The 26,497-nt window shown below is 67.8% G+C and carries 22 protein-coding genes; 14 read left to right on the top strand and 8 right to left on the bottom strand.

All coding sequences use genetic code 11. The annotated features are described in order from the left end of the window. Nucleotides 1-62: 62 nt before the first annotated feature. From L880_RS0119045 to L880_RS0119035, 3 genes are all read right to left on the bottom strand, one after another. Nucleotides 63-1,142 carry a TRAP transporter substrate-binding protein gene (locus tag L880_RS0119045; protein WP_027477023.1) on the bottom strand — a complete coding sequence of 360 codons (1,080 nt, stop codon included), beginning with the start codon at nucleotides 1,140-1,142 and terminating at the stop codon, nucleotides 63-65. Nucleotides 1,143-1,347: 205 nt separating this feature from the next. Then, the gene (gene dxs, locus L880_RS0119040) at nucleotides 1,348-3,225 is read right to left on the bottom strand and encodes a 1-deoxy-D-xylulose-5-phosphate synthase (RefSeq protein WP_027477022.1); all 1,878 of its coding nucleotides are present in this window, start codon (nucleotides 3,223-3,225) and stop codon (nucleotides 1,348-1,350) included. A 72-nt stretch (nucleotides 3,226-3,297) separates the two neighbouring features. After that, the gene (locus L880_RS0119035; RefSeq protein ID WP_027477021.1) at nucleotides 3,298-4,206 is read right to left on the bottom strand and encodes a polyprenyl synthetase family protein; all 909 of its coding nucleotides are present in this window, start codon (nucleotides 4,204-4,206) and stop codon (nucleotides 3,298-3,300) included. Nucleotides 4,207-4,659: 453 nt separating this feature from the next. On the opposite strand from L880_RS0119035, the gene L880_RS0119030 reads away from it, so the two are divergent. The 6 genes from L880_RS0119030 to flhC all read left to right on the top strand — a co-directional run bounded on the left by L880_RS0119030 (nucleotide 4,660) and on the right by flhC (nucleotide 11,050). Beyond that, the gene (locus L880_RS0119030; RefSeq protein ID WP_027477020.1) at nucleotides 4,660-5,796 is read left to right on the top strand and encodes an aromatic ring-hydroxylating oxygenase subunit alpha; all 1,137 of its coding nucleotides are present in this window, start codon (nucleotides 4,660-4,662) and stop codon (nucleotides 5,794-5,796) included. Nucleotides 5,797-5,914: 118 nt separating this feature from the next. Continuing rightward, complete coding sequence (locus L880_RS0119025) at nucleotides 5,915-6,826, top strand: DMT family transporter (protein ID WP_027477019.1); 912 nt, start codon at nucleotides 5,915-5,917, stop codon at nucleotides 6,824-6,826. Between the two features lie 365 nt (nucleotides 6,827-7,191). Then, complete coding sequence (locus L880_RS34475) at nucleotides 7,192-8,781, top strand: hypothetical protein (protein WP_051443427.1); 1,590 nt, start codon at nucleotides 7,192-7,194, stop codon at nucleotides 8,779-8,781. Nucleotides 8,782-8,852: 71 nt separating this feature from the next. Then, a complete protein-coding gene (locus L880_RS0119015; protein WP_027477018.1) occupies nucleotides 8,853-9,710 on the top strand; it encodes a sulfurtransferase in 858 nt (285 codons plus the stop codon). A gap of 276 nt (nucleotides 9,711-9,986) precedes the next feature. Next, complete coding sequence (gene flhD / locus L880_RS0119010) at nucleotides 9,987-10,316, top strand: flagellar transcriptional regulator FlhD (RefSeq protein WP_019574875.1); 330 nt, start codon at nucleotides 9,987-9,989, stop codon at nucleotides 10,314-10,316. Nucleotides 10,317-10,441: 125 nt separating this feature from the next. Then, the gene (gene flhC / locus L880_RS0119005; protein ID WP_084461446.1) at nucleotides 10,442-11,050 is read left to right on the top strand and encodes a flagellar transcriptional regulator FlhC; all 609 of its coding nucleotides are present in this window, start codon (nucleotides 10,442-10,444) and stop codon (nucleotides 11,048-11,050) included. 204 nt (nucleotides 11,051-11,254) lie between these two features. Here flhC and L880_RS0119000 read toward each other — a convergent pair whose 3' ends face one another. The 3 genes from L880_RS0119000 to L880_RS0118990 form a co-directional block, all read right to left on the bottom strand. Next, entirely contained in the window at nucleotides 11,255-11,794 is a 540-nt protein-coding gene (locus tag L880_RS0119000) for a FlgO family outer membrane protein (protein WP_027477016.1), read from the bottom strand. Continuing rightward, nucleotides 11,791-12,507, bottom strand: a complete 717-nt coding sequence (locus tag L880_RS0118995) for a hypothetical protein (protein ID WP_245615251.1) — start codon at nucleotides 12,505-12,507, stop codon at nucleotides 11,791-11,793. Before L880_RS0118995 ends, L880_RS0119000 begins: the two co-directional genes overlap by 4 nt. 95 nt (nucleotides 12,508-12,602) lie before the next feature. Continuing rightward, the gene (locus L880_RS0118990; protein WP_027477014.1) at nucleotides 12,603-13,127 is read right to left on the bottom strand and encodes an Lrp/AsnC family transcriptional regulator; all 525 of its coding nucleotides are present in this window, start codon (nucleotides 13,125-13,127) and stop codon (nucleotides 12,603-12,605) included. A 203-nt stretch (nucleotides 13,128-13,330) separates the two neighbouring features. Between L880_RS0118990 and L880_RS0118985 the strand changes: the two genes are divergently transcribed. Next, the gene (locus L880_RS0118985; protein WP_027477013.1) at nucleotides 13,331-14,347 is read left to right on the top strand and encodes a 1-aminocyclopropane-1-carboxylate deaminase; all 1,017 of its coding nucleotides are present in this window, start codon (nucleotides 13,331-13,333) and stop codon (nucleotides 14,345-14,347) included. Between the two features lie 189 nt (nucleotides 14,348-14,536). Continuing rightward, on the top strand, nucleotides 14,537-15,511 hold the full coding sequence (locus L880_RS0118980; RefSeq protein WP_027477012.1) for a Bug family tripartite tricarboxylate transporter substrate binding protein: 975 nt from the start codon (nucleotides 14,537-14,539) through the stop codon (nucleotides 15,509-15,511). Nucleotides 15,512-15,545: 34 nt separating this feature from the next. Here L880_RS0118980 and yccS read toward each other — a convergent pair whose 3' ends face one another. Beyond that, nucleotides 15,546-17,747, bottom strand: coding sequence for a YccS family putative transporter (gene yccS / locus L880_RS0118975; protein WP_043329941.1), 2,202 nt, complete (start codon nucleotides 17,745-17,747; stop codon nucleotides 15,546-15,548). A 161-nt stretch (nucleotides 17,748-17,908) separates the two neighbouring features. After that, nucleotides 17,909-20,731 (bottom strand): phosphoenolpyruvate carboxylase, encoded by a 2,823-nt coding sequence (ppc, locus tag L880_RS0118970; RefSeq protein WP_027477010.1) that lies wholly within the window; start codon nucleotides 20,729-20,731, stop codon nucleotides 17,909-17,911. Between the two features lie 132 nt (nucleotides 20,732-20,863). On the opposite strand from ppc, the gene hemC reads away from it, so the two are divergent. The 6 genes from hemC to L880_RS0118940 all read left to right on the top strand — a co-directional run bounded on the left by hemC (nucleotide 20,864) and on the right by L880_RS0118940 (nucleotide 26,447). Continuing rightward, nucleotides 20,864-21,832, top strand: coding sequence for a hydroxymethylbilane synthase (gene hemC, locus L880_RS0118965; protein ID WP_027477009.1), 969 nt, complete (start codon nucleotides 20,864-20,866; stop codon nucleotides 21,830-21,832). A 24-nt stretch (nucleotides 21,833-21,856) separates the two neighbouring features. Then, the gene (locus L880_RS0118960; protein ID WP_027477008.1) at nucleotides 21,857-22,654 is read left to right on the top strand and encodes a uroporphyrinogen-III synthase; all 798 of its coding nucleotides are present in this window, start codon (nucleotides 21,857-21,859) and stop codon (nucleotides 22,652-22,654) included. Then, nucleotides 22,651-23,757: a uroporphyrinogen-III C-methyltransferase gene (locus L880_RS0118955; RefSeq protein ID WP_027477007.1), complete on the top strand. Its 1,107-nt coding sequence runs from the start codon at nucleotides 22,651-22,653 to the stop codon at nucleotides 23,755-23,757. The genes L880_RS0118960 and L880_RS0118955 overlap by 4 nt, the downstream gene beginning before the upstream one ends. A gap of 16 nt (nucleotides 23,758-23,773) precedes the next feature. After that, nucleotides 23,774-25,051, top strand: coding sequence for a heme biosynthesis protein HemY (locus L880_RS0118950; protein WP_027477006.1), 1,278 nt, complete (start codon nucleotides 23,774-23,776; stop codon nucleotides 25,049-25,051). Between the two features lie 170 nt (nucleotides 25,052-25,221). Next, complete coding sequence (locus L880_RS0118945) at nucleotides 25,222-25,788, top strand: cytochrome b (protein ID WP_027477005.1); 567 nt, start codon at nucleotides 25,222-25,224, stop codon at nucleotides 25,786-25,788. 80 nt (nucleotides 25,789-25,868) lie between these two features. Next, nucleotides 25,869-26,447: a YceI family protein gene (locus L880_RS0118940; protein ID WP_425389200.1), complete on the top strand. Its 579-nt coding sequence runs from the start codon at nucleotides 25,869-25,871 to the stop codon at nucleotides 26,445-26,447. The last annotated feature ends 50 nt before the right edge of the window (nucleotides 26,448-26,497 follow it).

The raw sequence follows: 26,497 nt of genomic DNA, 5'->3' as shown, positions 1-26,497 counted from the left end.
AAAAAACGCACCCGAGGGTGCGTTCTGCATGCGGGATGCCAGCCGGGCCGGCACCTTGCGCTTTACAGCTTGGCGGTCTGCATGAAGCTGTCGAAGCGCGCTTCGGCGAAGCGGAACCAGAGGATCTGGTCCTTCTGGAAAGCACGGTAGTCGGAGTAGATCTTCTTCCAGTCGGGGTTCTTGGCCTCGAGTTCGGAATAGATGGTCATGGAGGCATCGAACGAGGCCTGCAGCACTTCCTTGGGGAAGGACACGACCTTGGTCTTGGCACCCACCAGTTGCTTCAGCGCGGTGGGGTTCAGGGCGTCGTACTTGGCCTGCATGTCGACGTGGGCATAGGCCGAGGCGGCTTCGATGATGGCCTTGTTTTCGGCCGACAGGGCGTCCAGGGCCTTGTTGTTGATGAAGAAGTCGACCTCGGGGCCGCCTTCCCACCAGCCGGGGTAGTAGTAATACGGGGCCACCTTGTTGAAGCCCAGCTTCTGGTCATCGTACGGACCCACCCACTCGGCGGCGTCGATGGTGCCTTTTTCGAGGGCCTGGTAGATCTCACCGCCAGGGATGTTCTGGGGCACGCCACCCATGCGTTCGATCACACGGCCGGCAAAGCCGCCGATGCGGAACTTCAGGCCCTTGATGTCGGCCGGGGTCTTGATCTCCTTGCGGAACCAGCCACCCATCTGGGCGCCCGTGTTGCCGCCGGCGAAGCTCACGATGTTGTACTTGGCGTAGAACTCGTTCATGAGCTTGCGGCCGTTGCCGTGCATCATCCACGAGGTCATTTGACGCGAGTTCATGCCGAAGGGGATGGCCGCGCCGATCGCGAAGGCTTCGTTCTTGCCGAAGTAGTAGTACGGCACGGTGTGGCACATCTCGACCGAACCCTGCTGCACGCCATCGACCACGCCCAGCGGGGGCATCAGCTCACCACCGGCATGCACCGAGATCTCGAACTTGCCACCCGACAGTTCCTTGACCTTCTTGGCGAACACTTCGGCGGCGCCATAGATCGTGTCCAGCGACTTGGGGAAGCTGGAGGCCAGACGCCAGCGCACGGCCGCCTGGGCGTGCACGGCGGGGGCGGCACCAGCGGCCAGAACGCCTGCGATGCCTGCGTTTTTGAGGATTGAACGACGATCCATTTGGTTTTGACTCCGAACTGTGTGAAAAACCCGCAGGCCACTGCCGCGCGCGACAGACGGTCCTGCAATGAGGAGTCTGGATTGTAGAAAGCGCTCACGCCCCCCTGGCACGGGTTTACCCTGCGATCAGGCTCTGCCTGCGCAAGGCTTCAGGGTTTTGCAAGGAATTGGGTGACACCCCACCCCCACCCTGCACGCGATCGGATCAGTTCTGATCGGGCTGCAGCACGTAGCGGCGTTCAATGGCCTGTCGGATGCCGGCAGCATCCAGCCCCTGCAGGCTGAGCAGCTTGGCCGGGTCGCCGTGTTCGATGAACTCGTCCCGCAGACCCAGTTGCAACACGGGGCGCACCACGCCGGCCGCCTGCAGCGCCTCCAGCACGGCCGAACCGGCCCCGCCCATGATGGCGCCCTCTTCCACGGTCACCAGGGCCTCGTGGCTGCGCGCCACCTGCAGCAGCAAGTCGGTGTCCAGGGGCTTGGCCCAGCGCATGTTGACCACGGTGGCGTCCAGGGCTTCGGCCGCTTCAAGCGCGGGGTACAGCAAGGTGCCGAAGGCCAGGATGGCGATGCGCTGCCCCTGCCGGCGCAGCTCACCCTTGCCGAAAGGCAGCGCCTGCAGATCGCTGGCAGGCACCGTGCCCACGCCGGCGCCACGCGGGTAGCGCACCGCGACCGGGTGGTTCTGTCCGTAGGCCGTGGTCAGCAGCTGGCGGCACTCGGCTTCATCGGCCGGGCAGGCCACGCTGACCTGGGGAATGCAGCGCAGGAAAGGGATGTCGTACGCCCCCGCATGGGTGGCCCCGTCGGCGCCCACCAGGCCGGCGCGGTCCAGTGCGAACACCACGGGCAGGTTCTGCAGGGCCACGTCGTGGATCAACTGGTCATAGGCCCGCTGCAAAAAGGTGGAGTAGATCGCCACCACAGGCTTCAGGCCCTCGCAGGCCAGGCCGGCAGCGAAGGTGACGGCATGCTGCTCGGCAATGCCCACGTCGTGGTAACGGCCCGGGAAGCGCTTCTCGAACTCGACCATGCCCGAGCCCTCGCGCATGGCGGGGGTGATGCCCACCAGGCGGGTGTCGGCGGCGGCCATGTCGCACAGCCACTGGCCGAAGACCTGGGTGAAGGTGGTCTTGGGCGGCGTGCTGGGCTTTTGCAGGCCCACGGCCGGGTCGAACTTGCCCGGGCCATGGTAGGCCACCGGGTCGGCCTCGGCCAGCTTGTAGCCCTGGCCCTTCTTGGTGACCACGTGCAGGAACTGCGGGCCGCGCAGGTGACGCAGGTTCTCCAGCGTGGGGATCAGCGAGTCCAGGTCGTGGCCATCGATGGGGCCCACGTAATTGAAGCCGAACTTCTCGAACAAGGTGGCCGGCACCACCATGCCCTTGGCCTGTTCTTCGAGGCGCTTGGCCAGTTCGAACAAGGGCGGCAGCGGCTTGAGCACCGATTTGCCCACCTCTTTGGCGGCCGCATAGAACTGCCCGCTCATGAGCTGGGCCAGGTAGCGGTTGAGGGCCCCCACGGGCGGGCTGATCGACATGTCGTTGTCGTTCAGGATCACCAGCAGCTTGCAGTCGTGCTGCACACCGGCGTTGTTCAGGGCCTCAAACGCCATGCCCGCGCTCATGGCTCCGTCGCCGATGATGGCCACCGAATGCCGGTCTTCGCCCTTTTGCCGTGCGGCAATCGCCATGCCCAGGGCTGCCGAGATGCTGGTCGAGGAGTGCGCCGTGCCAAAGGTGTCGTACTCGCTCTCGGCGCGCTGCGGAAAGCCCGACAAGCCCCCCAGTTGGCGCAGCGAGGCCATGCGATCACGTCGACCCGTCAGGATCTTGTGCGGGTAGGTCTGGTGGCCCACATCCCACACCAGCCGGTCTTGCGGGGTGTTGAACACCGCATGCAGAGCCACCGTGAGTTCGACCGTGCCCAGGTTGGAGCTGAGATGCCCGCCCGTCTTGGACACACTGTCGATCACATAGGCCCGCAGCTCATCGCTGAGCTGCTTGAGCTCGCTGCGCGTCAACCGCCGGAGATCGGCCGGATCGTTCACCTTCTGCAGCAGGGGGTAGCTCGTGGATTGCATCGCGGATTGCTATTCGTTGTTCGAGTTGCCCGGGTGTCCATCACCAGGGCCCATGGGGCAACTCGTGTTGATTCAGTTGGAGCGGTTCACCACCATGTTGGCCAGCGCCGCCAGCGCCTGCGTGTCGGGCAGGCCGCTGTCTGCCAATGCCGCCAGCGCCTCCTGCAGCAACTGGGCGGCGTAGGCACGCGAGGGCTCCAGGCCCAGCAGCGAGACATAGGTGGGCTTGTCCTGGGCGGCATCCTTGCCGGCCGTCTTGCCCAGCGTGGCCGAATCGGCGACCACGTCGAGGATATCGTCCACCACCTGGAAGGCCAGACCCATGGCGGCGCCATAGCGGCGCAAAGCCTGCAGCGCATGCGGCGGGCAGGGCCCGCAGGCCGCGCCCATCAGCACGCTGCCCTGCAGCAGGGCCCCGGTCTTGAGGCGGTGCATGCGGCGCAGGCTGGCCTCGTCCAGGGCTTTGCCCACGCTGGCCAGGTCGATCGCCTGCCCGCCGGCCATGCCCTCGCTGCCGGCCGCCCGGGCCAGCAGACGGCACAGCACCGCCTGCATGGCATCGGGCACGCTGCCGTCATCCGGGGTCAGCAATTCAAAGGCCAGCGCCTGCAGCGCGTCGCCGGCCAGCAAGGCACCGGCCTCGCCATACTGCACATGGACCGTGGGCTTGCCACGGCGCAGCACGTCGTTGTCCATGCAAGGCATGTCGTCGTGCACCAGGGAGTAGGCGTGGATCAGCTCCACCGAGCAGGCCGCCCGCAGACCGGCGGCCGGCAAGCCTTGCACGGCCTCCTGGGCCGCCAGCACCAGCAGGGGCCGCAGGCGCTTGCCACCATCGAGCACGGCATAGCGCATGGCATCGCCCAGGTTGGCCGGCGCGTCCCGCCCCACCCAATCGCCCAAAGCCTGCTCGACACGCGCCAGGTGAGCCTGGCTCCAGGCTCGAACATCCCACTCCACCGTCGACACCGCAGCAGTCATGCCTGCTCCCCCTGTTTGAATTCTTCACCATCCAGCACATGTTCCCGTCCAGGCCATGACCACGCGCCCTCGAAAGCCAACGAACGATGCAAGGGCAAAACAGGCAGGACCGTCTGAAGAAAGGCTGGAGGCATGTCAGAGAGCATTAACGGGCAAACCCTGAATTCTAGGCGGTGTCAGCCCCCGCCAGTGCTGCAGGCCTGCGCCATGAAGGTGCATGTCACGCCATGGTGGTCCGAGAGTGTTCAGGACGCCGCCTTTGCGCTGGGTCAGGAAAGCCGTACGCCGACGGAGCGCGATTGGCGAACTGAGCACCCCCAGGGTACAATCCGCGGTTCCCCTCGCCGGCAATGCCGGTTCCCACCACCGCGCTTCAGCCCGTGGCCTGGCCCCTGGCCAAATGCCCCGGCGCGCTTTTACCTCCCTGTGGGGAGTCTTTAGGTCAGGTCACCCATGTCTGATTTAAGTCTTCAACTGCAGCAGGCCGCAAGCCAACTACCAGTTTCAAGCTATTTTGACGATGCGCTGTTCCAGCGCGAGATGGACATCATCTTCCAGCGCGGGCCCCGTTATGTGGGGCACCGTCTGAGCGTGCCCAATGTGGGCGACTACCATGCCTTGCCGCAGGAAAACGGCGGCCGTGCGCTGGTGCACACCCCGACCGGCATCGAGCTGGTCTCCAACGTGTGCCGGCACCGCCAGGCCATCATGCTCAAGGACCGCGGCTCGCTGCACGACACCGCCCCGGGCAGTGCCGGCGGCAACATCGTGTGCCCCCTGCACCGCTGGACCTACAAGGCCAGCGGCGAACTGCTGGGCGCCCCCCACTTTGCGCACGACCCCTGCCTGAACCTCAACAACTACAAGTTGCGCGAGTGGAACGGCCTGCTGTTTGAAGACAACGGCCGCGACATCGAGGCCGATCTGGCCCACATGGGCCCTCGTGCCGAGCTCGACTTCACGGGCTTCTCGCTCGACCGCGTCGAACTGCACGAGTGCAACTACAACTGGAAGACCTTCATCGAGGTCTACCTCGAGGACTACCACGTCGGCCCCTTCCACCCCGGCCTGGGCCAGTTCGTCACCTGCGACGACCTGCAGTGGGAGTTCAAGGAGCATTACTCGGTGCAGACCGTGGGCGTGTCGGGCGGCTTCAACCGACCCGGCTCCAGCGTGTACCAGCGCTGGCACGAGGTGCTGCTCAAGTACCGCGAGGGCAAGCTGCCCGAGCGTGGCGCCATCTGGCTGACCTACTACCCGCACATCATGGTCGAGTGGTATCCGCACGTGCTGACCGTGTCCACCCTGCACCCCATCAGCCCGCAGAAGACCCTCAACATGGTGGAGTTCTACTACCCCGAAGAGATCACCGCCTTCGAACGTGAATTTGTCGAGGCCCAGCAGGCCGCCTACATGGAGACCTGCATCGAGGACGACGAGATCGGCGAACGCATGGACGCCGGCCGCCGTGCCCTGCTGGCCCGCGGCGACAACGAAGTCGGCCCTTATCAAAGCCCGATGGAAGACGGCATGCAGCACTTCCACGAGTGGTATCGCAAGACCATGGGCGCCCAGGGCGCTCGGTACTGAGGCCCAGCCCAGCGTTGACACACAAGCGACCCACGGGTCGCTTTTTTTTCGTAACATCGTACGTTTTGGACAAAGGCCCACCGGGCCCGCGCCCGGACAACTCTCGAAAGCGAACCCGATGCAGGCGATGTGGATGGTGGTGGCGGCGTTCTTCTTTGCCTCCATGGGGGTGTGCGTCAAGATCGCATCCAGTCAGTTCAACGCCGCCGAACTGGTGTTCTACCGGGGCCTGCTGGGCATCTTCTTCATGTGGGCCCTGGCCCGCTACAGCGGCATCAGCCTGCGCACCCGCTACCCCTTGATGCACGCCTGGCGCAGCCTGGTCGGCGTGACCTCGCTGGGGGCCTGGTTCTATGCCATCGGGCACCTGCCCCTGGCCACGGCCATGACCCTCAACTACATGAGCAGCGTCTGGGTGGCGGCCTTTCTGGTCGGTGGCGCCTTGATGTCCTGGCGCCCCTCGGCCACCGAATCGCGCCCCATGCTGCAAGGCCCGCTGGTGCTCACCGTGCTGGCCGGCTTTGCCGGCGTGGTCATGATGCTGCGCCCCTCGCTGCAGGGCGACCAGATGTTTGCCGCCCTGATCGGCCTGCTGTCGGGCATGTGTGCCGCCTTTGCCTACATGCAGGTCATGGCGCTGTCGCGCATCGGCGAGCCCGAGACCCGCACCGTGTTCTATTTCGCCGTCGGCTCGGCGCTGGCCGGGGGCCTGGGCATGGGCGTGGCCGGGGCCTCACCCCTGAGCTTTCCGGGCGCGCTGTGGCTGCTGCCCATCGGGGTGCTGGCCTCGCTGGGCCAGCTGTGCATGACCCGCGCCTACGCCACCGCCAGAAACCAGCGCGGCACGCTGGTGGTGGCCAACCTGCAGTACTCCGGCATCGTCTTCGCCGGCCTCTACAGCGTGCTGCTGTTCGGCGACCACCTGCCCCTGGTGGCCTGGGCCGGCATGGCGCTCATCGTGGGCAGCGGCATCGGCGCCACCGTGCTGCGCGGCAAAGCCGCTCCGAACGCCCCTGCAGAAGAGCACTGAACCCGATGGCCGGTGCCCGGCCCCAGTTCATGGGCTGGTGCAACAACAAATCCGTACCTAACTTTCACGGCACACAAACCACTTACAGCACTTACATCTAAAAAGTCGATTTTTGGCGCTACCTTGTTCACCCCCGATGCCCAGACGGCCACCGAGCCGCATACCTCTCGGACATGAACCCAAGGCCCAAGACCTGCCGCACTGCCAGCGGTACGCCAGACCCGACCCCCTCCCAGCGCAGAGGCCTGGCCGGCCTGACGCCGGAGCCCGGACATCGCCCCCTTCCACACGCCCTTGCTCGCCCCCTTACTCGCCCTCTTGCTCGACCCGTTCCCGCCGCCGCCCCCCCCAAGAATCCTCGTGCCATGACGCAGCGCGGTGCGCCGCAGCAGACGCCGCGCCCGGCGCGCCAGATGCTGTATGGCCTGCTGGTCTGGGCTTGCAGCACGGCCCAGGCAGCATTGCCCGTGCAGCAGAAACAGGCACTGATCGAGCTCTACCAGGCGACCCAGGGTCCACTCTGGCGCCAGGCTGCCAACTGGTTGCAGGGCGATCCCTGCCAGCAACGCTGGCAAGGCGTGAGCTGCAGGGCCGACGGCCAGGCGGTGATCGGCCTGCACCTGCCGGGCAACCGCCTGCAAGGGGCCCTGCCCGACTCCTTCACCGCCCTCGACACCCTGGAGTCGCTGGACCTGCGCGGCAACCTGGGCCTGGCCGGGCCCTTGCCGCGCCTCAACGCCCTGCCGGCCCTGACCCAGTTGAACCTGAGCTTCAACCAGTTCAGCGGCCCCTTGCCAGCCCCCTTGCGCCTGCCCAGGCTGCAAAGCCTGGTGTTGAGCAACAACCTGCTGACAGGCCCGTTGCACGAGCTGTCGGGTCTGCCCGCACTGCAGAACCTGCGCCTCAACCACAACCAGCTCAGCGGGCCACTGCCTGCCCTGAGCCCCCTCAGCGCCCTGCAGGCGCTTGACCTCAGCTTCAACCAGTTCAGCGGCCCCCTGCCAGAGCTGGGTCCGCTGAGCCAGCTCACCACCTTCCTGGCCGACTGGAATCACTTCCAGGGCCCGCTGCCCAACCCCTCCGGCCTGCTCCAGCTCCACACCCTGAGCGCCACCGGCAATCAACTCTCGGGCCCGCTGCCACCCTTGCGCAACCTGCCGGCCTTGTCGGTGCTGGCACTCAACCACAACCAGCTGTCGGGGCCCTTGCCGCGGGTGCTGGACCTGCCCCAGCTGAGCCAACTGAACCTGGCCTACAACCTCTTCACAGGCCCCCTGCCCGATCTGTCTGCGCTGCAACAACTCAGACGCCTGCAGGTCGAGGGCAACCAACTCGGCGGCCCGCTGCCCGCACGCCCGGGCCAGTTGGTCCAGGCCAGCCTCTGCCCCAATCGCCTGCAGGATGCCCACCCCGCTGAAGCCTCCGAGTCCGGCGAAGTCGAACCCGACTGGCGCGGCTGCGAAGAGCCTGTGGCCCTGGCCACATCACCCGGAACCTCACCCAACACATCACCCAGCACAGCGCCCGGAGCCGACCCCGGCAAAGTGCGGCGCAGCTCCGCCCCCGGCCGCACGACCGCCGCCCCCCTCAAGGCCGACACGCGCTGCAGACCCAGCCCCTCGGCCGACCCGACCCAGCCGCCCCCTCACCGCACGGACTGCCCGGCCGCCCAGGCGCCACGCCGGGGGGGTGCCACCGGCAAGCCCCTGTCCGAACCCAGCGTGCTGCCGCCCTGGAGCGAATGGATCATGGCGCTGAGCGCCCTGCTGGCCCTGGTCACCATGGGCCTGATCTGGCGCCTGAGCTGGCTCAGCCAGGAGCGCCCCACGCCCGACACCGAGGACAGTGCGGAGGGCCCGCCCAGCGCACAGGACAGCTGGCTCAACAGCCAGGCACCCGCCCCCAGCGAAAACACACGCCGCTTCCGCCCGCGACCGAGCTGGCCTCCGGCCTGAGGCCTCTGTGGCGCAAGGCTTTTCGCTATACGATCACAGCCTCATTGCGTTCCAGGTCCGCCTCAGCAGCCATGTACTCCACCCTCATTTCCGCCGCACAGCTTCAACAGTTGCAAGCCCAGGGCCACCCTCTGCTGGTGTTCGATTGCAGTTTCGATCTGGCCCAGCCAGAGGCCGGCCGGGCCCAATTCGCCCAGGCCCACATCCCGGGTGCGCTGCACGCCGACTTGGATCTGCACCTGAGCGTGCACGATGCCAGCCCCACCGCCTCGGGTGGGCGCCACCCCCTGCCCACGCGCGAGCACTTTGCCGCCTGGCTGGCCGGGGTGGGCCTGAACCAGAACATGCAGGTGGTCGTGTACGACCGCAGCAACAACAGCTACGCCGCCCGCCTGTGGTGGATGCTTCAATGGGCCGGCCACGGCGCCGTGGCCGTGCTCGATGGCGGTCTGGCGGCCTGGCAGGCCCAGGGCGGCGCCGTCGAGGCAGGCCCGGCTGCAGCCCTGCCTGCTGGCAACTTCGTGCTGCGCGCGCCCCTGCGCCGCCTGGTCACCGCCGCCGAGGTGCTGCAGGCCCTGGGGCACCCCGAGCAGACCTTGATCGACGCTCGCGCCACACCGCGCTTCAAGGGCGAGGTCGAGCCCCTGGACCCGGTGGCGGGCCACATCCCGGGCGCCCTGAACCGCCCCTTCACCGACAACCTCACGCCCGAAGGGCGCTTCAAGCCGGCCGCCGAGTTGCGCACGGCCTTCGAAGGCCTGCTGGCCGGGCGTGCCCCGGCCACCGTGGTGCACCACTGCGGCAGCGGCGTCACCGCCCTGCCCAACCTGCTGGCCATGGAAGTGGCCGGCCTGGGCGCCACCGGCCTTTTTGCCGGCAGCTGGAGCGAGTGGTGCAGCGATTTGCAACGCCCCATGGCCAAAGGCTGAAAAAAAAGCGATTTATTTTTGGCAATCCTCAGAAAACCGGCCCTTGTGGCCGGTTTTTTTTGGCATCGCCTCGCAGCAGGTCCGCTCCAATGGCGGGGCCAGCTGTCCCTGCGTGCCATGTCAGAAAAAACCTGACAAGCCAGGTAAAAAACCAGACAAAGCACACATCCGTTACCTGACTTAATTTTCTTTTACGGGATCTTCACAATCCATTTCAACGGATCGCGAAACCCTGCATGAGGCAGCGACAGCGGCTCCGTACAAAGGAGTTTGACCATGACCAGCGAACAAATGCTTGCCGAGATCCGCGAAGCCAACCTCACCTACCTGATGCTGGCCCAGTCCCTCATCCGCCTGGACAAGGCCGAAGCCATCTTCCGCCTCGGCCTCAACGAAGAGTCCGCCGACATCCTCTCCGCACTCTCCCCCTCCCAGGTCATGAAGCTCGCCTCGCGCAACACCTTGCTGGCACGCTTCCGCGTCGACGACGAACTCGTCTGGAGCCTGCTCACCAACCACAACACCCAGCAAAAGGTCGGCAACGAAGCCACCAACAAGCTGCACGCCAACATCTTGATGGCCGGCCGCCTGGCTGAGATCTTGTGAGCCCCCACGCTCCCTCACTGCGTGTGGTCGCTGCCCCCCAAAGGGGGCCCCAGCCGCCTTGGGGCGGCCCGGCGGCGGCTGGATCGCCGCCCTCTTTTGAAGTTTGAGTTTGTTTGGAGACCCCCATGAGCACCTCTATCGCCACCGCCGTCGAGCCCAGCACCGCAGCTTCCGTAGCTCCCGCCGCCGCCGCCAAGGCCCCCGCCAAGAGCGTGCTCAATGAGTCGCGCCAGATCGAGCGCGCCGCCATGCTCATCCGCATGGGCGCCCGCATGCAGGTGCTCGAGTCCGAAACCACCCTCTCCTACGAGCGCCTCATCCGCCTGTACAAAGAGATCGCCGGCAAGTCCCCCTCCAAGGGCCAGCTGCCCTTCTCCACCGACTGGTTCCTCACCTGGCAAGAGAACATCCACTCCTCGCTGTTCCTGAACATCTACGAGTACCTGTCCAAGGCCGCCGACATGGACAGCATCGACCTGCTCACCAAGGCCTGGCGCCTGTACAACGAGCAGGTCCAGGCCGCCGAGATCGAGCCCCTGCTGTCCTTCACCCGCGCCTGGCGCCTGGTCAAGTTCGTCGACGCCGACATGCTCACCATGACCAGTTGCTCGCGCTGCAGCGGCAAGTTCGTCACCGAGCCCTACGAGAACGCACGCCACTTCCTGTGCGGCTTGTGCAATCCGCCCGCACGCGCCGGCAAGAGCAAGGCCAGCGGCGCGCTCATGGTGCATTGAAATATGGCCCCCACGGTCGTGCACTTCGTGTCACTCCCTGCCCCCCAAAGGGGGCCCAGCCCGCCTTGGGGCGGCCCGGCGGCGGGCTGACCTCTTCGTTGAAGGCTGACTGAATTCAGAAAGGGGCCTGATGGCCCTTCATTTCGACAAAACGCCCCGCCGGCTCGCGCCGCGGGGCGTTTTGTCTTGGGGCCGAGGTACGGTCTATTTCAGCAGGCCCTTGATGTTGGCGTCGATGGGCATGGCGTAGTCATGGGCGGCCAGCACCACATTGCCCTCGGGCACCACCAGCTTCACACTGAGGTAGAGCATCTTGCCCGACGAGGTGTAGGTGCCCACGATGACGGCCTGGGCCGACTGGGTCTGGCTGATGTCCTGCACCTCGCGTGACAGCAGCAGCGCGCCTTGCGAGGCTTTCATGAACAGGTTGTCGCGCAGCTTGAGTTCTTTCACCGCGTAGCCGCGCTGGGCCAGGCGCCCGCCCACCAGCTCGGAGAACAGCCGCCCCAGCCGCGAGGACTCGGTCAGCACCTCGAGGTTCACAAAGGTGGCCACCAGCAAAGGCTGCTTGCGGTCCAGTTGCAGCCCGGCCACCAGGGCATCGGCCGCCTTGTAGTTGACGTCGATCAGGTCGGTGCGCACGTTCTCGTCCACCGGCGGGGTGGATGAGCAGGCCGCCAGGCCCAGGGCGGCCACACCCGCCGCGGCCAGGCCAAGCACCTGGCGACGTCGAGCCTGCGTCATGGGCCCACCACCTTCCAGTTGCGTGTGGCCACCGGGGGCGGGCCGGCATCGGCCGCCTTGATCGGCTTGGGCACATACAGGCCGCCGTCTTCACCATCGATGTAATAGACGTCGGACGTGCGGGCCAGAAAGGTGTCCTCGCGCTCCAGGGAGGTGGTGATCAGCACCTCGGTGCGGGTGGGGCCGCCGGCGGCCGTGCCGTCACGCCAGCGGCGCGACAGATCGGTGATCGCCCCCAGCGTCAACAGGCTGCCCACGTAGTTGCCGGTCACGTGGTCATAGGCATACAGGTCGCGCACCACCGAGATGCCCGCGGCCAGGCCCAGGGCGGGCATCGGGCTCTGGTTCTCCACCCCGCTGGGGTGTTCGATCAACTGGGTTTCAAAGCGCACCACCAATGGCCCGGGTTGGCGCGACACGATGGCGCCATGGTCCACCAGCCGGGTCAGCAGCAACTCGCGAAAGCTCTGGTTGAACGAGCCCGGGGCCGCAGGCACCACATACACCGCCGGCAAGGCCATGGGGTAGCTGCGGATCTTGTCGGCAATCCGGCGTGCCGAGTCGTCGGCCAGCACATCCCAGTGGTGCACCGAGCGGGCTTTTTTCTGGCTGCTGATCGGGTAGTTGTCGGCGCGCGGCACGTCCAGCGAACTGCAGCCGCTGGCCAGCAGGGCCGTACCCAGCACCAGAGGGGTCCAACAGCTTGGCTTCATGCTCACACACCTTTTAACGCTTGTCATCGCACCCGATGCTAAAGGCCCGGCACCCGCCGCATCGGCCAAAGAAAGCCGGGAATGCCCGCCATTCTTCAAGACAGGGGCAGCTGGGTGGTCGACAGCACCTGCTTGAGCCCCATGAACGAGCGGATCTGCCGCACCCCGGGCAGGTACAGCAGTTGCTCGGCGTGCAACTGGTTGAAGGTCTCGCTGTTGCGCGTGCGCACCAGCAGGAAGTAGTCGAACTCGCCGGTGACCACATGGCACTCCATGCAGCCCGAGATCTTGGCGGCCGCCTTCTCGAAGGCCTCGAAGGATTCGGGCGTGGAGCGGTCCAGCACCACCCCGATCAGCACCACCATGCCGGCCCCCAGCGCCTGGGGGTTGAGCAAGGCCACCGTGCGCTGGATGTAGCCGGCCTGGCGCAGGCGCTCGACCCGGCGCAGGCAGGCGGGCGGGCTCAGGTGCACCTTCTCGGCCAGGGCCACGTTCGACAGCGAGGCATCGCGCTGCAGCAGCTTGAGCAAGGCGCGATCGGTGCGGTCCAGCTCGCTGTTCACCGGGCTGGAGGCGGGCGTTTCAAGCGCATTCTTTGGACGAACTTTTGTTGCAGTCATATTTGATTTCAAGAAATATTTGAATCAACAGATTCAAGAATGCAAATCATCTGGCCAATTATCAGATTTATTTCGCAATCCTGTTAATCCATCAATTTCATAACATTGTCACACCAACCCAGCCGATGAAAGGTGTGTCGATGCCTAGCCTGTTCGCCAGCTTCGAGGCCTGGGTCGCCACCCTTCAACCCCGTGAGAAAACCATGAACCTGCAGAAATTCCCCCGCTATCCCCTGACCTTCGGCCCCAGCCCGATCCAGCCCCTGAAGCGCCTGAGCGCCCACCTGGGCGGCAAGGTCGAGCTGTACGCCAAGCGCGAGGACTGCAACAGCGGCCTGGCCTTCGGCGGCAACAAGACGCGCAAGCTCGAATACCTGATCCCGGAGGCGATTGCCGGCGGCTACGACACCCTGGTGTCCATCGGCGGCATCCAGTCGAACCAGACCCGCCAGGTGGCGGCCGTGGCGGCGCACCTGGGCATGAAGTGCGTGCTGGTGCAGGAAAACTGGGTCAACTACAGCGACGCGGTGTACGACCGGGTGGGCAACATCGAGATGTCGCGCATCATGGGCGCCGACGTGCGCATGGACGATGCCGGCTTTGACATCGGCATCCGCCCCAGCTGGGAGCAGGCCATGGAAGACGTGCGCCGCGCCGGCGGCAAGCCCTTCCCGGTGCCCGCAGGCTGCTCCGAGCACCCCTACGGCGGCCTGGGCTTTGTGGCCTTTGCCGAAGAAGTGCGTGCCCAGGAAGCCGAACTGGGCTTCAAGTTCGACTACATCGTGGTCTGCTCGGTCACCGGCAGCACCCAGGCCGGCATGGTGGTGGGCTTTGCCGCCGACGGCCGGGCACGCCGCGTGATCGGCATCGACGCCTCGGCCAAGCCTGAGCAAACCCATGCCCAGGTGCTGCGCATCGCCCAGAACACCGCCAAGCTGGTCGAGCTGGGCCAGGAGATCACGGCCGAAGACGTGGTGCTGGACACCCGCTACGGCGGCCCCGAGTACGGCCTGCCCAACGAGGGCACGCTGGAGGCCATCCGCCTGTGCGCTCGCCAGGAAGGCATGCTGACCGACCCGGTGTACGAAGGCAAATCGATGCACGGGATGATTGACATGGTGCGCAACGGCGAATTCCCCGCCGGCTCGCGCGTGCTGTACGCCCACCTCGGCGGCGTGCCCGCCCTCAACGCCTACAGCTTTCTGTTCCGCAACGGCTGATCGATGGGCAGGCGGCCAGCCAAAGCCGCCCCCCCCCGGCGCGCGGAGCCCCGACGGACCGCGCAGCGACAAGGAGACATGTGTTCGATGGCCCGACAAGGCTCGATCCACGAGCCCGGGCCCGTCTCGCCCTGGCACGGCGGGCCTGAGTCCCTCACCCCCTCAAGACCCTCTCTTCGCTGCCCCACCATGAACCTCACCAAGCGTCAGTTCACCCAGGCCCTGGCCGCCTCCCTGCTACCCCTGGGCCAGGCCCGGGCCCAGGCCTTTCCCAACCACCCCTTGCAACTGGTGATTCCCTTCCCGCCAGGCGGCGCCACCGATGTGGCCGGCCGCCTGATCGGCAAGAAGCTGGGCGAACGCCTGGGCCAGGCCGTGGTCATCGACAACCGGGCCGGTGCCGGCACCGTGGTCGGTGCCACCGTGGTGGCCAACGCCCCGGCCGATGGCTACACCCTGCTGCTCAGCTCAGGCTCCACCTTCACCCTGAACCCGGCCCTCAACCCCCGCCTGCCCTATGACCCGGTGAAAAGCTTCGAGCCCATCGGCATGGCGGCGCGCGTGCCCATGGCGGTGCTGGTCAACAAGCAGGTGCCGATCGACACGCTCAAGCAACTGGTGAGCGCCGTGAAGCAGGCACCCGATCGCTATGCCTACGCCTCGTTCGGCAGCGGCACCAGCTCGCACTTTGCCGGCGAACTGGTGTGGAACGCCCTGGGCATCAAGCTGCTGCACGTGCCCTACAAAGGCAGCGCCCCCGCCATGACCGACCTGATCGGGGGCCAGGTGCCCATCAGCATCGACACCGTGGCCGCGGCCCTGCCGCATGTGCGCAGCGGCAAGATCAAGGTGATCGCGCTCACCGGCCCCCAGCGTTCCCCCCTGCTGCCCGAAGTGCCCACGGTGGCCGAAAGCACGGGCACCGATTTCGCCTTTGACGCCTGGCTGGCCCTGATGGCCCCGCGCGGCCTGCCGGCCGACGCACGCCAGCGCCTGCAGGTGGCCCTGGCCGAGACCATGAGCGACAACGACCTGCGCGACAAGCTGCTGGCCGCCGGCATGCAGAAGGACTGGGCCTCGGCCCAGGCAGTCAGCAAGCTGATCGACGCCGAACTGCCCCGCATGCGCGCCATTGCCCTGCGGGCCGGCATCCAGGCCGAATAGGCCGGCGCCCCCCGCACGATCCGGGGGAAGGTCTTCAGCGCCCGGCCAACGCCAGCGCCTGGCGTTGCAACTCGGGCACCAGGCTGAGCGCCAGATGCAGCTGCGAGCGCAGCACCAGATCAGGCCCGACCTCGGTCTCGGTCGGCGTGGCCAGCACGGCCGCATCGACCGGGGCCAATGGCAGCACCCCACCCTCAATGGCCGCGGCCGTGTCCGCCAGCGTGTTCAGCAACAGCTCGACCGCCTGGGCCACATCGGGCGCGAACTCCTGGGCCTGGCCCTCCAGACGGTGTGCCCCCAGGGCCGACAGGTAGTTCAACAGCGTGTGGGCCTGCACCATGAAGCGCATGCCGGCCGCGCCGTGACGGCGCAGATACGCCGGCTCGTCAAACACCTCACGCAGGGCACCGGACAGCGCCGCATCGGCATTGTGGGCATTGCGCCGCGCCAGGCGGTAGTCCAGGTGCTCGCGCTTGCCCGACTGGTACTGACGGGCGATCTCGCGCAGGTAGGCCGCCTGGCTGCGCAGCAGTTGCGCGGCCAGCCTGGGCAGCTGCCGTGACTGCCAGTTGGGCAGCACCAGCCACACCGTCAGGCCGGCGATCAGGGCACCGATCAGGGTGTCCAGCAGGCGCGGCAGGATCAGGTCGAAGCCATTGCCCACCTGGTTGAAGGCCAGCAGCACCAGGATGGTGATGGCCCCCGAGGCCAGGGTGTAACGGGTCTGGCGCGCCGCCACAAAGACCACCCCGGCCGCCACGGTGAACACCGACTGCAGCAACACCCCCGGAAACAGCTTGAGCAGGGCCCAGCCCACCATCAGCCCCAGCACCGTGCCGCCCACCCGCTGGCCCAGGCGGCGCAGGGTGTCGCCGTAATGGGGCCGGCACACGAACACGATGGTGAGCAGGATCCAGAAGCCGTGCTCGTCGCCGCTCACCGTCATCCAGACAAAGGCCACCATCAGCGCCACCGCCAGGCGCAGGCCATGGCGCAGCAACACCGAGCTGGCACTGAACTGCTGGCGGATGCGCCCCCAGGCCTCGGCCAGGTTGCGCGGGCCCCGGTCCAGCAGGCTGGTGTCGGCCTGCAGCAAGGGGTATTGCTCGGGCCACAAGGCGCTGCGGATCACCTTCTGCATGCCCGCCAGGTTGCGCGCCAGCGCCCGCAGCGAGCGCAGGCGCAGGGGCAGCGCGACCGGCGCGCCAGCGCCCTGCTCACGCTGCGCCCAGGCCAGCTCGGGCAAGGCCTCCAGCAAGGCGATCGAGCCCTGCAGGTCTTCCAGGGCCGGCTGGCTGTCGCTCACCGCCTCCACCGGGCCCTGCAGGCGCAGCGCCTGGGCCAGCCGGGTGCAATCCTGCCCCACCCCGGCCAGCACGCGCTGGCAGCGGTACAGCACATCGCTGTGGAAGAAGCTCTGCGCCAGCAAGTCATAGTTCTCGTGTGAAGAGCTGGCCCGCTCGTGCAGGTCCTGCGCCACCAGGTACTGCTGCAAGGCCAGGCGCAGCCAGCGCGGGCCGGCCGTCTCCAGCGTGGGGCCGGCATGGCGCGGGCGCCGGCTCAGCAGGCTTTCCTTGGTCTGGTTCAGGGCCTGCACCACGCGGCCGTTCTGCAAGGCCAGGCCGACGCGGCGGCGCTCGATGTCCACCCCGCGCACGGGCTCGAACAGGCGCGACTTCAGGCGCAGGTACTCGCCCAGGGCCTCGTACAGCAGGGCCAGGTTCTGCACCACCTGCAGGTTGGGAAACCAGGCCGCCCAGCACACCGACAGCAGCCCATACCAGGCCGCGCCGGCCAGCAACAGCAGCGCGTGCGGCAGGCCCGGGGCGGCAGCCTCGTCGCCATGCGCGGCCAAGGCGGTGTACAGGCCCAGGATCAGGGTGGCCGAGCCGATGGCCCGGTAGCTCTCGCTCAGCGCCCCCAGCAGGGCCAGGCCCACCGCCGCCAGCGCCAGCACCGCCATCAGGGCCGGCTTGCTGTGCAGGGTGAACTGCACCGCCAACGCCATGGCGGCAAAGCACAGCAAGGTGATCAGCAGCGCGCGCAGGCGCCCGCGCCAGCTGTCATCGGTCTCGGCCAGGGCGCTGGCGTTCACGCCCAGCACCAGCGGGATCAGCGCCGCCGTCTCGTCCAGCCACCAGGCGCCGGCCACCACCGTGCCCAGCGCGATCAGGGCGCGCACGCCCTTGAGCAGAAATTTGTAATGCCAGCCGGACTGCCAATTCCAGTGCCACATCGGACTCCACATCGGGCCCACCATGATGAATACCTTGTTGCAAAAAACAGAAACGCCCAGAACAAAAGCAGGCCCGAGGGCCTGCTGTGTTTCACTGCAATTTGCGCGCCAGTGTGCACCCAAGCGGCCTTCAGCCGGCCGGGGCGCCCTCCATCACACCCTCAACCGGTGTTGCGCAAACCGGCCGCAATCCCGTTGATGGAGATGTGGATACCGGTCTGCACGCGCTCGTCCGACTCGCTGCCCGAGCGGTAACGCCGCACCAGTTCGACCTGCAGGTGGTGCAGCGGGTCGATGTAGGGGAAGCGGTGCCGGATGGAGCGCGCCAGCGCCTCGTTGTGCGCCAGGCGCTGCTTGTCGCCGGTGATCTGGGTCAGGGCCTCGGCGGTGCGGTGCCATTCGGCCTCGATCATGGTGAACACCTTCTTGCGCAGGCGCGAATCGCTCACCAGTTCGGCATAGCGCGAGGCCAGGGCCAGATCGCTCTTGGCCAGCACCATGTCCATGTTCGACAGCAGGGTGCGGAAGAAGGGCCACTGGCGGTACATGCGTTGCAGCAGGGCCAGCGCCTCCTTGCGACCGTCCTTGCCGGCAGCGGCCGGGCGGGCCAGGAAGGCCTCGACGGCCGAACCGAAACCGAACCAGCCCGGCAAGGTGAGGCGGCACTGGCCCCAGCTGAAGCCCCAGGGGATGGCGCGCAGGTCTTCAATGCGCTGGCTGGCCTTGCGCGAAGCCGGGCGCGAGCCGATGTTGAGCTCGGCAATCTCACGGATCGGGGTGGAGCCGAAGAAATAGTCGGTGAAGCCGTTGGTTTCGTAGACCAGGGCCCGGTAAGCCCCCATGCTGGCCTGCGACAGCTCGGCCGCGGCCTGATGGAAGGCCTTGGTGGCGGGCTTGGTGGGCTGCAGCAACGTGGCTTCCAGGGTGGCGGCGACCAGGGTCTCGAGGTTGCGCCGGCCGATCTCGGGGTTGGCGTACTTCGAGCCGATCACCTCGCCCTGCTCGGTCAGGCGGATCTGGCCACGCACCGTGCCGGGGGGCTGGGCCAGGATGGCCTGGTAGCTCGGGCCACCGCCGCGCCCCACCGTGCCGCCACGGCCATGGAACATGCGCAGCTGGATGCCATGGCTGGCGGCCAGTTCCTCGAACAGCTCGACCAGGGCGATCTCGGCGCGGTAGAGCTCCCAGTTGCTGGTGAAGATGCCGCCATCCTTGTTGCTGTCGGAGTAGCCCAGCATGATGTCCTGCTCGCCACCGCTGCGCTGCACCAGTTCGGCCATGCCCGGCAGGGCATAGAACTCGCGCATGATGGGCGCGGCATTGCGCAGGTCTTCGATGGTCTCGAACAAGGGCACCACGATCAGGTCGCTGACGGCGGGCGTCACGCCGGCCGTGGTCTCCTGCAGCAGGCCGCGCACCAGGCCCACCTCTTTTTGCAGCAGCATCACCTCCAGCAGATCGCTGACGGTCTCGGTGTGGCTGATGATGTAGTGGCGGATGGCCTGGTGGCCATAACGCTGGCGCATCACGCGGGCCGCCTCGAAGATGGCCAGCTCGCTGCGGGCATGGGCCGAATAGCTGGCCCCCATCACGCGCAACGGGCGGGCGTCGTTGAGCAGCTTGACCAGCAGGGCGCGCTTGGCCGCCTCCTGCAGGCTGCTGTAGTCGGGCTCGATGCGGGCCGTGGCCAGCAGCTCGGCCACCACCTCTTCGTGCTTGTCCGAGCTCTGGCGCAGATCGACCGTGGCCAGGTGAAAGCCGAACACCTCGACCGCGCGGATCAGCGGGTGCAGGCGCTCGTTGACCAGGGCCTCGCCATGGTGGGCGTTCAAAGAGGCCTCGATCACGCGCAGATCGGCCAGAAAATCGGCCGCATCGGGGTAGGCGTTCTGCGGCGCCACGGCGTGGCGGGCGGCATCGCCCCCGGTCAGGTCCTTCAGGCTGGCGGCCAGGCGGGCGTAGACGCCGGTCAGGGCGCGGCGGTAGGGCTCGTCCTGGCGGTGTTCATTGGTGTCGGGCGAGCGCTCGGCCAGGGCCTGCATCTCGGGCGTCACGCCCACCAGGCGGGCCGACATCGACAGCTCACCCCCCAGGTAGTGCACCTCGGTCAGGTAGTGGCGCAGCGCCACCTCGGCCTGGCGCTTGAGCGCGTACTCCAGCGTGGCAGCGCTGACATTGGGGTTGCCGTCGCGGTCGCCGCCGATCCACTGCCCCATGCGGAAGAAGGTGGCCACCGGGTGGTTGCCCAGCTCGCGCTCCAGGTCGGCATACAGCTTGGGGATCTCGCGCAGGAAGGTGGCTTCGTAGTAGCTCAGTGCGTTCTCGATCTCGTCGGCCACGGTGAGCTTGGAGTAGCGCAGCAGCCGGGTGTGCCACAGCTGCATCACGCGGGCCCGCAGCAAGGCCTCGTTGGCGGCCAGCTCGCGCGGGGTGAGGGCATCCTTGGAGGTGTTGTAGACCAGGGCACGCAGCCGGATCTCGTCGCGCGCCGTCAGCAGCTGCGCAATGTCGCGCTCGGCGTCCAGGATGCTCTTGCGCTGCACCTCGGTCGGGTGGGCGGTGAGCACCGGCGCCACATAGCTCTGCGCCAGGGTCTGCGAGATGGTCTTGGGGGCGATGCCGGCCCAGCGCAGGCGCGCCATGGCCACTTCGATGCTGCCCTCCTGCGTGTCGCCGGCGCGCTCGTGCACGGTGCGGCGGCGGATGTGGTGCCGGTCTTCGGCCAGGTTGGCCAGGTGACTGAAATAGGTGAAGGCGCGGATCACGCTCACGGTCTGGTCGCCCGACAGCGACTTCAGCAGCTTCTTCAGCGCCCGGTCGGCCTCCTGGTCGGCATCGCGGCGGAAGGCCACCGACAGCTTGCGCACCTGTTCCACCAGTTCGTAGGCGGCCACGCCCTCCTGCTCCCGGATCACGTCCCCCAGGATGCGCCCCAAGAGGCGGATGTCGTCAATCAGGGGCTGGTCCTTGTCGGATCGTTTCATGCGTCTGTCTCCAAGAGGGTGTGGCGGGCGCGGGTGGGAGCCGGGCGCCCAGGGACGGGCGGTCGGCTCGGAGTGGAATGCGGGGCATGCTAGCATCCAAGACCGCTTGAAGATTACAAAAAGGTTACGAGCTTGAGCCAGCCAGCCGCCCCCATCGTCGCACCCCATCCTGCTCCGATCGTGATCGCCACGCGCGAAAGCCGGCTCGCCCTGTGGCAGGCCGAACACGTCAAGGCGCTGCTGGAGGCACACGGCCACACCGTGACCCTGCTGGGCATGACCACCAAGGGCGACCAGATCCTGGACCGCTCGCTGTCCAAGGTGGGCGGCAAGGGCCTGTTCGTCAAAGAACTCGAGGTGGCCCTCGAAGAAGGCCGCGCCGACATCGCCGTGCATTCGCTCAAGGATGTGCCCATGGACCTGCCCGAGGGTTTCGAGCTGGCCTGCGTGATGGAGCGCGAAGACCCGCGCGACGCCTTTGTGTCGCCCCAATACGCCTCGCTGCACGAGCTGCCCGAAGGCGCCGTGGTGGGCACTTCCAGCCTGCGCCGCACGGTGCTGCTGCGCGCGCTGCGCCCCGACCTGCGCATCGAGCCCCTGCGCGGCAACCTCGACACCCGACTCAAGAAGCTCGACGACGGCCAGTACGCCGGCATCGTGCTGGCGGCCGCCGGCCTGAAGCGCCTGGGCCTGGCCGCACGCATCCGCACCGTGTTCGAGCCCGACCACATGCTGCCGGCCGCCGGCCAGGGCGCCCTGGGCATCGAGATCCGCAGCGGGCGCGCCGACCTGCGTGCGGCACTGGCCCCGCTGGCCCACCCCCGCACCTGGCTCACCGTGACGGCCGAACGCGCCATCAGCCGCGCCATGGGCGGCAGCTGCTCCATGCCCCTGGCCGCCCACGGCGAATGGCATGGCGACGAGCTGCGCCTGCGCGCCGCCTGGGGCGACCCGGACAGCGCCAGCGTGGCCCTGGTGCGCGCCAGTGGCCAGCGCAGCCTGGATTCGCTGGCCAGCGCCGCCGAACTGGGCGACGAAGTGGCCGAGCTGCTGCAAGCCGGTGGCGCACGCCGCGTGCTGCCCACGCCTGACACGCCCTGACACCCCCTGAACACCTGTCACCCCATGCCCGCCCCGCGCGTCCTGGTCACCCGGCCCGAGCCCGAGGCCAGTGACTGGGCCCGGCAACTGGGCCTGCGCGGCCTGCAGGCCGAGGCCCTGCCCCTGATCGAGATCGCCGCCCCGCGCGCTGGCCTGCAGCACCTGACCCAAACCCGCTGGCGGGCCCTGATGTTCGTCAGCGGCAATGCGGTGCAGCACTTTGCCAGCACGCCCGGCGCCCAGGCCTGCCTGATTCAGGCCCACTGCTGGGCCCCCGGGCCGGGCACGGCCCGCGCCCTGCTGGCCGCCGGCGTGCCCCCCGAGCGCATTGCCACCCCGCCCGCCGAAGCCGGCCAGTTCGACTCGGAACACCTGTGGCCCCTGGTGCAGGCGCAGATCCGCCCCGGCGACCCGGTGCTGATCGTGCGCGGCGTCGACGCCCCCGCCGACCCCGCCGCCGCCCTGCCCCCGGAGCAGGCCGGCCAGGGTTCCGGGCGTGAATGGCTGAGCCAGCGCATCACCGAGGCCGGCGGCCAGGTCAGCCACCACGTGGCCTACGAACGCCGCCCGCCGGCCCACGGTGGGGTCTTGCGCGAGCGCGCCCTGGCGGCGGCCAGCGATGGCACGGTCTGGCTGTTCAGCAGTTCGGAGGCGGTGCGCAACCTGCAGAGCTGGTTGCCCGAGGCCGGCTGGGAGCGGGCCCGCGCCCTGGTGACGCACCCGCGCATCGCCGAAGCAGCCGCCCGCGCCGGCTTCGGCCAGGTCCATGCCACGCGGCCGACGCTGGATGACGTGGCGGCCTCGATAGAATCCCTGACATGAGTTCTGTGCCCCCGATCGACACCCCGCCCGACGAGTCCCGTCAGCCCCAGCCCGCCGCACACGCGCCGGCAGCGCCGCGCGCCGCCCGCAGCCGGCCCGGCCAGGCCTTGACCTGGGCCGCTCTGGCCGTGGCCGGCCTGGCCCTGGTGGCCAGCGTTTCGCTGTGGCAGAAGATCGGCAACCTGCAGGAGCAGCTGGCCCGCCAGTCTGCCGACAGCAGCAGCCAGGCCATCGAAGCCCGCGCCCTGGCCCGTCAGGCCCAGGAGCTGGCACGCGATGCCTCGGCCCGGGTCAGCCTCAATGAAACCCGGCTCAGCGAAGTGGCCCTGCAGCGCACCCAGCTCGAAGAGCTGATGCAAAGCCTGTCGCGCTCGCGCGACGAGAACCTGGTGGTCGACATCGAGTCCTCGCTGCGCCTGGCCCAGCAGCAGGCCCAGCTGACCGGCAGCGTCGAGCCCATGCTGGCCGCCCTCAAGACCGCCGACCAGCGCATCGCCCGGGCGGCCCAGCCCCGGCTGGCCCCCTTGCAGCGCGCCATCCAGCACGACAGCGACCGCATCAAGTCGGCCAGCGTGACCGACACGCCCGGCCTGCTGGCCCGCCTGGACGAGCTGGCCCGCCAGGTCGACGAACTGCCCGTGCTCAATGCCGTGGCCAACGCCCCGGGGCGCCGCCCCGCCCCGCCCGCCAACGGCAGCGCGCCGGCCGGCGCCGCAGCCCAGGCCCAGGACTGGTGGGACAACACCGCCGGCAAGGCCCTGGCCCTGGTGCGCGACGAGATGCGCAACCTGGTGCGCGTGAGCCGCATCGACCAGCCCGAGGCCGCCCTGCTGGCGCCCGAGCAGAGCTTTTTCCTGCGTGAGAACCTCAAGCTGAAGTTGCTCAACGCCCGCCTGGGCGTGCTGGCCCGCCAGACCGAATCGGCCCGCGCCGACCTGGCCGCCGCCGCCACCCAGATCAACAAGTATTTCGACCCGGCCTCGCGCCGCACCCAGAGCGCAGCCACCCTTTTGCAGCAGCTGCAAGGCCAGCTCAAGGCGGTGGAGTTGCCGCGCCTGGACGAAACCCTGACCGCGCTGGCCACCGCCGCCGCGGGCCGCTGAGGAAAAGAGGCCCACCATGCGCGCAGCCTTGTGGTTTCTGGCCCTGTTCGGCATTGCCGTCGCCATGGCCTTGTTTGCCGGCAACAACCAGGGCACGGTGACCCTGTTCTGGCCGCCCTACCGGATCGACCTGTCCCTGAACATGGTGTTGCTGCTGCTGGTCGGCGGCTTCGTGGTCCTGCATGCGGCCCTGCAGGCCCTGGCCGCCCTGTTCGAAATGCCCCACCAGGCACGCCGCTGGCGCCTGCAGCAGAAAGAGCGCGCCATGCACGGCGCCCTGCTGGACGCCATGACCCATCTGCTGTCGGGCCGTTTCGTGCGGGCCAGCAAGGCCGCCGAGGCGGCACTGGCCCAGGAGCAGTCGCTGAGCGCCAGCGCCCATTACGGCGGCGCCGGCCTCCAGCTGCGCACCCTGGCCCACCTGGTGGCCGCCGACGGCGCCCACGCGCTGCAAGACCGCAACCGGCGCGACGAGCACCTGCGCCAGGCGCTGGAGGAAACCGCGCTGCGCCAGAACGCCCAGACCCAGGAGCTGCACGAAGGCGCCCAACTGCGCTCGGCGCGCTGGATGCTGGACGACCGCGACGCCTCCGGGGCCCTGGCCCGGCTCGAAGAGCTGCCCCAGGGCGCCTCGCGGCGCACCATCGCGCTGCGCACCCGGCTCAAGGCCGCGCGCCTGGCCGGCCAGACCCTGATGGCCCTCGAAACCGCCCGCCTGCTGGCCAAGCACCGCGCCTTCTCCACTGCGGCCGCGCAGAGCATCGTGCGCGGGCTGGCGGCCGAACTGCTGAACTCGGCCCACGACCCGGCCCAGCTGCAACAGGTCTGGCAGCAGCTCGACCCGGCAGAACGCCAGATGCCCGAGCTGGCCCTGCAGGCCGCGCACCGCCTGAGCCAACTCGGCGGCGACGACGCACACGCCCGCCACTGGCTGCTGCCGGTGTGGGAGCGCATGGTCAGCCTGCCCGACTCGCTGCCGGAGCACCTGCAGCAGAAATTGGTCGAGGCCCTGGAAAACAGCATGGAATCGCTGGATGCCCCGTGGCTGGCGCGCATCGAGAATGCCCAGCAGGCCAACCCGCGCAACGCCCGGCTGGAGTACCTGGCCGGCGTGGCCTGCCTGAAGCGCCAGCTGTGGGGCAAGGCCCAGCAATTGCTGACCCAGGCCAGCCAGCACCTGGAAGCCGGCCCCATGCAGCGCAACGCCTGGCGCGCCCTGGCCCTGCTGGCCGAGCGCCGTGGCGACGAGCCCGCCGCCGCCGCGGCCTGGCGCAACGCAGCGCTCTGCCCCTGAGGACGAGCCGCCCATCCCCCAGCTGCAGCCGCTGGGCATTCAATTTTTTTGAATTGAAGCGTCAATCACGCTGAAACCCGGAGGCAAACCCGCTTCCTACACTGCAGACAGTTCAGGAACTTGTTGTTGATCAAACAGTCCACACACCGTCTTCAATCCGGGTTTCATCCATGACCTCTGTTTCAAACGGCTCTCCCCAGCGCTACAGCGCGCTGGCCATGGCCCTGCACTGGCTGCTGGCGGCTGCGCTGCTGGGCACCTTCTGCCTCGGCCTGTACATGGCCGATCTGCCTTTCTCTCCCCAACGCCTCAAGTACTACAGCTGGCACAAATGGGCCGGCATGTCGATCCTGATCCTGTCGGTGCTGCGGCTGCTGTGGCGCATCACCCACCGCCCGCCTGAGCTGCCGGCGGCCATCGAACAGGCCATGCCGGCCTGGCAGCGCGTGGCCCACCATGGCACGCACCACCTGCTGTACCTGCTGTTCTTTGCCGTGCCGCTGATTGGCTGGGCCTACAGCTCGGCTGCGGGCTTTCCGGTGGTGTTGTTCGGCGTGCTGCCTCTGCCTGACCTGGTCGGCCCCGACAAGGCACTGGCCGAGCTGATCAAGCCCTGGCACGAAATCGCCGCCTGGGCCCTGGCCGGCCTGGCTGCGCTGCACGTGGCGGCGGCGTTCAAGCACCAGTTGATCGACCGTGACGGCCTGATCAACCGCATGCTGCCGGGCCGTGGCTGAAGCACGCCCCCGTCCCCCTTTTTCGGCTCTCTGATTTCCATTTTTTCCAGCCGGCCCGCGGGCCGCAACAGGAGTGAACCATGACCATGATTTTCAAACGCGCCCTCGCCGCCTCCCTGGCCCTGAGCGCCATCGCCGCCTTCACGCCCGCCCATGCCGACCAGAAGCTGGTGCCCGCCCAGAGCGAGATCGTTTTTGTGAGCAAGCAGATGGGCGTGCCGGTCGAAGGCCGCTTCAAGAAGTTCGATGCCCAGCTCAGCTTCGACCCGGCCAAGCCCGAAGCCAGCAAGATCGCCATGACGGTGGATGTGGCCAGCGCCACCCTGGGCGTGCCTGAAAGCGATGCCGAGCTGCCCAAGGCCCCCTGGTTCAACACCGCCAAGTTTCCGCAGGCCACCTTCCAGTCCACCTCGGCCAAGGGCTTGGGGGGCGGCAAGTTTGAGATCAGCGGCAAGCTGAGCATCAAGGGCCATGCCCAGGACGTGGTCGTGCCCGTGACCCTGACCCAGAACGGCGCCACCACCCTCGCCACCGGCGTGCTGCCGATCAAGCGCCTGGTCTTCAAGATCGGTGAAGGCGAGTGGTCGGACACCGGCATGGTGGCCGACGACGTGCAGGTGAAGTTCAAGTTTGCCCTGACCGGTGTGAACAAGCTCTGATCCGCACCGTTCTCTGAATCCCGTCTGTTTTTCTTTTTTCCACCCATTCC

The organism is Curvibacter gracilis ATCC BAA-807 (assembly GCF_000518645.1).
In the GTDB taxonomy this organism is placed as follows: Bacteria; Pseudomonadota; Gammaproteobacteria; order Burkholderiales; family Burkholderiaceae_C; genus Curvibacter; species Curvibacter gracilis.
The sequence above is the reverse complement of the archived record's forward strand: the minus strand, read 5'-3'. Positions and strand labels throughout refer to the sequence as shown.

What these genes read in the sequence shown, in the direction of transcription:
- L880_RS0119045 (WP_027477023.1), bottom strand. Translation starts at nt 1,142, where the DNA reads ATGGATCGTCGTTCAATCCTCAAAAACGCAGGCATCGCAGGCGTTCTG.
- dxs (WP_027477022.1), bottom strand. Translation starts at nt 3,225, where the DNA reads ATGCAATCCACGAGCTACCCCCTGCTGCAGAAGGTGAACGATCCGGCC.
- L880_RS0119035 (WP_027477021.1), bottom strand. Translation starts at nt 4,206, where the DNA reads ATGACTGCTGCGGTGTCGACGGTGGAGTGGGATGTTCGAGCCTGGAGC.
- L880_RS0119030 (WP_027477020.1), top strand. Translation starts at nt 4,660, where the DNA reads ATGTCTGATTTAAGTCTTCAACTGCAGCAGGCCGCAAGCCAACTACCA.
- L880_RS0119025 (WP_027477019.1), top strand. Translation starts at nt 5,915, where the DNA reads ATGCAGGCGATGTGGATGGTGGTGGCGGCGTTCTTCTTTGCCTCCATG.
- L880_RS34475 (WP_051443427.1), top strand. Translation starts at nt 7,192, where the DNA reads ATGACGCAGCGCGGTGCGCCGCAGCAGACGCCGCGCCCGGCGCGCCAG.
- L880_RS0119015 (WP_027477018.1), top strand. Translation starts at nt 8,853, where the DNA reads ATGTACTCCACCCTCATTTCCGCCGCACAGCTTCAACAGTTGCAAGCC.
- flhD (WP_019574875.1), top strand. Translation starts at nt 9,987, where the DNA reads ATGACCAGCGAACAAATGCTTGCCGAGATCCGCGAAGCCAACCTCACC.
- flhC (WP_084461446.1), top strand. Translation starts at nt 10,442, where the DNA reads ATGAGCACCTCTATCGCCACCGCCGTCGAGCCCAGCACCGCAGCTTCC.
- L880_RS0119000 (WP_027477016.1), bottom strand. Translation starts at nt 11,794, where the DNA reads ATGACGCAGGCTCGACGTCGCCAGGTGCTTGGCCTGGCCGCGGCGGGT.
- L880_RS0118995 (WP_245615251.1), bottom strand. Translation starts at nt 12,507, where the DNA reads ATGAAGCCAAGCTGTTGGACCCCTCTGGTGCTGGGTACGGCCCTGCTG.
- L880_RS0118990 (WP_027477014.1), bottom strand. Translation starts at nt 13,127, where the DNA reads ATGACTGCAACAAAAGTTCGTCCAAAGAATGCGCTTGAAACGCCCGCC.
- L880_RS0118985 (WP_027477013.1), top strand. Translation starts at nt 13,331, where the DNA reads ATGAACCTGCAGAAATTCCCCCGCTATCCCCTGACCTTCGGCCCCAGC.
- L880_RS0118980 (WP_027477012.1), top strand. Translation starts at nt 14,537, where the DNA reads ATGAACCTCACCAAGCGTCAGTTCACCCAGGCCCTGGCCGCCTCCCTG.
- yccS (WP_043329941.1), bottom strand. Translation starts at nt 17,747, where the DNA reads ATGTGGCACTGGAATTGGCAGTCCGGCTGGCATTACAAATTTCTGCTC.
- ppc (WP_027477010.1), bottom strand. Translation starts at nt 20,731, where the DNA reads ATGAAACGATCCGACAAGGACCAGCCCCTGATTGACGACATCCGCCTC.
- L880_RS0118960 (WP_027477008.1), top strand. Translation starts at nt 21,857, where the DNA reads ATGCCCGCCCCGCGCGTCCTGGTCACCCGGCCCGAGCCCGAGGCCAGT.
- L880_RS0118955 (WP_027477007.1), top strand. Translation starts at nt 22,651, where the DNA reads ATGAGTTCTGTGCCCCCGATCGACACCCCGCCCGACGAGTCCCGTCAG.
- L880_RS0118950 (WP_027477006.1), top strand. Translation starts at nt 23,774, where the DNA reads ATGCGCGCAGCCTTGTGGTTTCTGGCCCTGTTCGGCATTGCCGTCGCC.
- L880_RS0118945 (WP_027477005.1), top strand. Translation starts at nt 25,222, where the DNA reads ATGACCTCTGTTTCAAACGGCTCTCCCCAGCGCTACAGCGCGCTGGCC.
- L880_RS0118940 (WP_425389200.1), top strand. Translation starts at nt 25,869, where the DNA reads ATGACCATGATTTTCAAACGCGCCCTCGCCGCCTCCCTGGCCCTGAGC.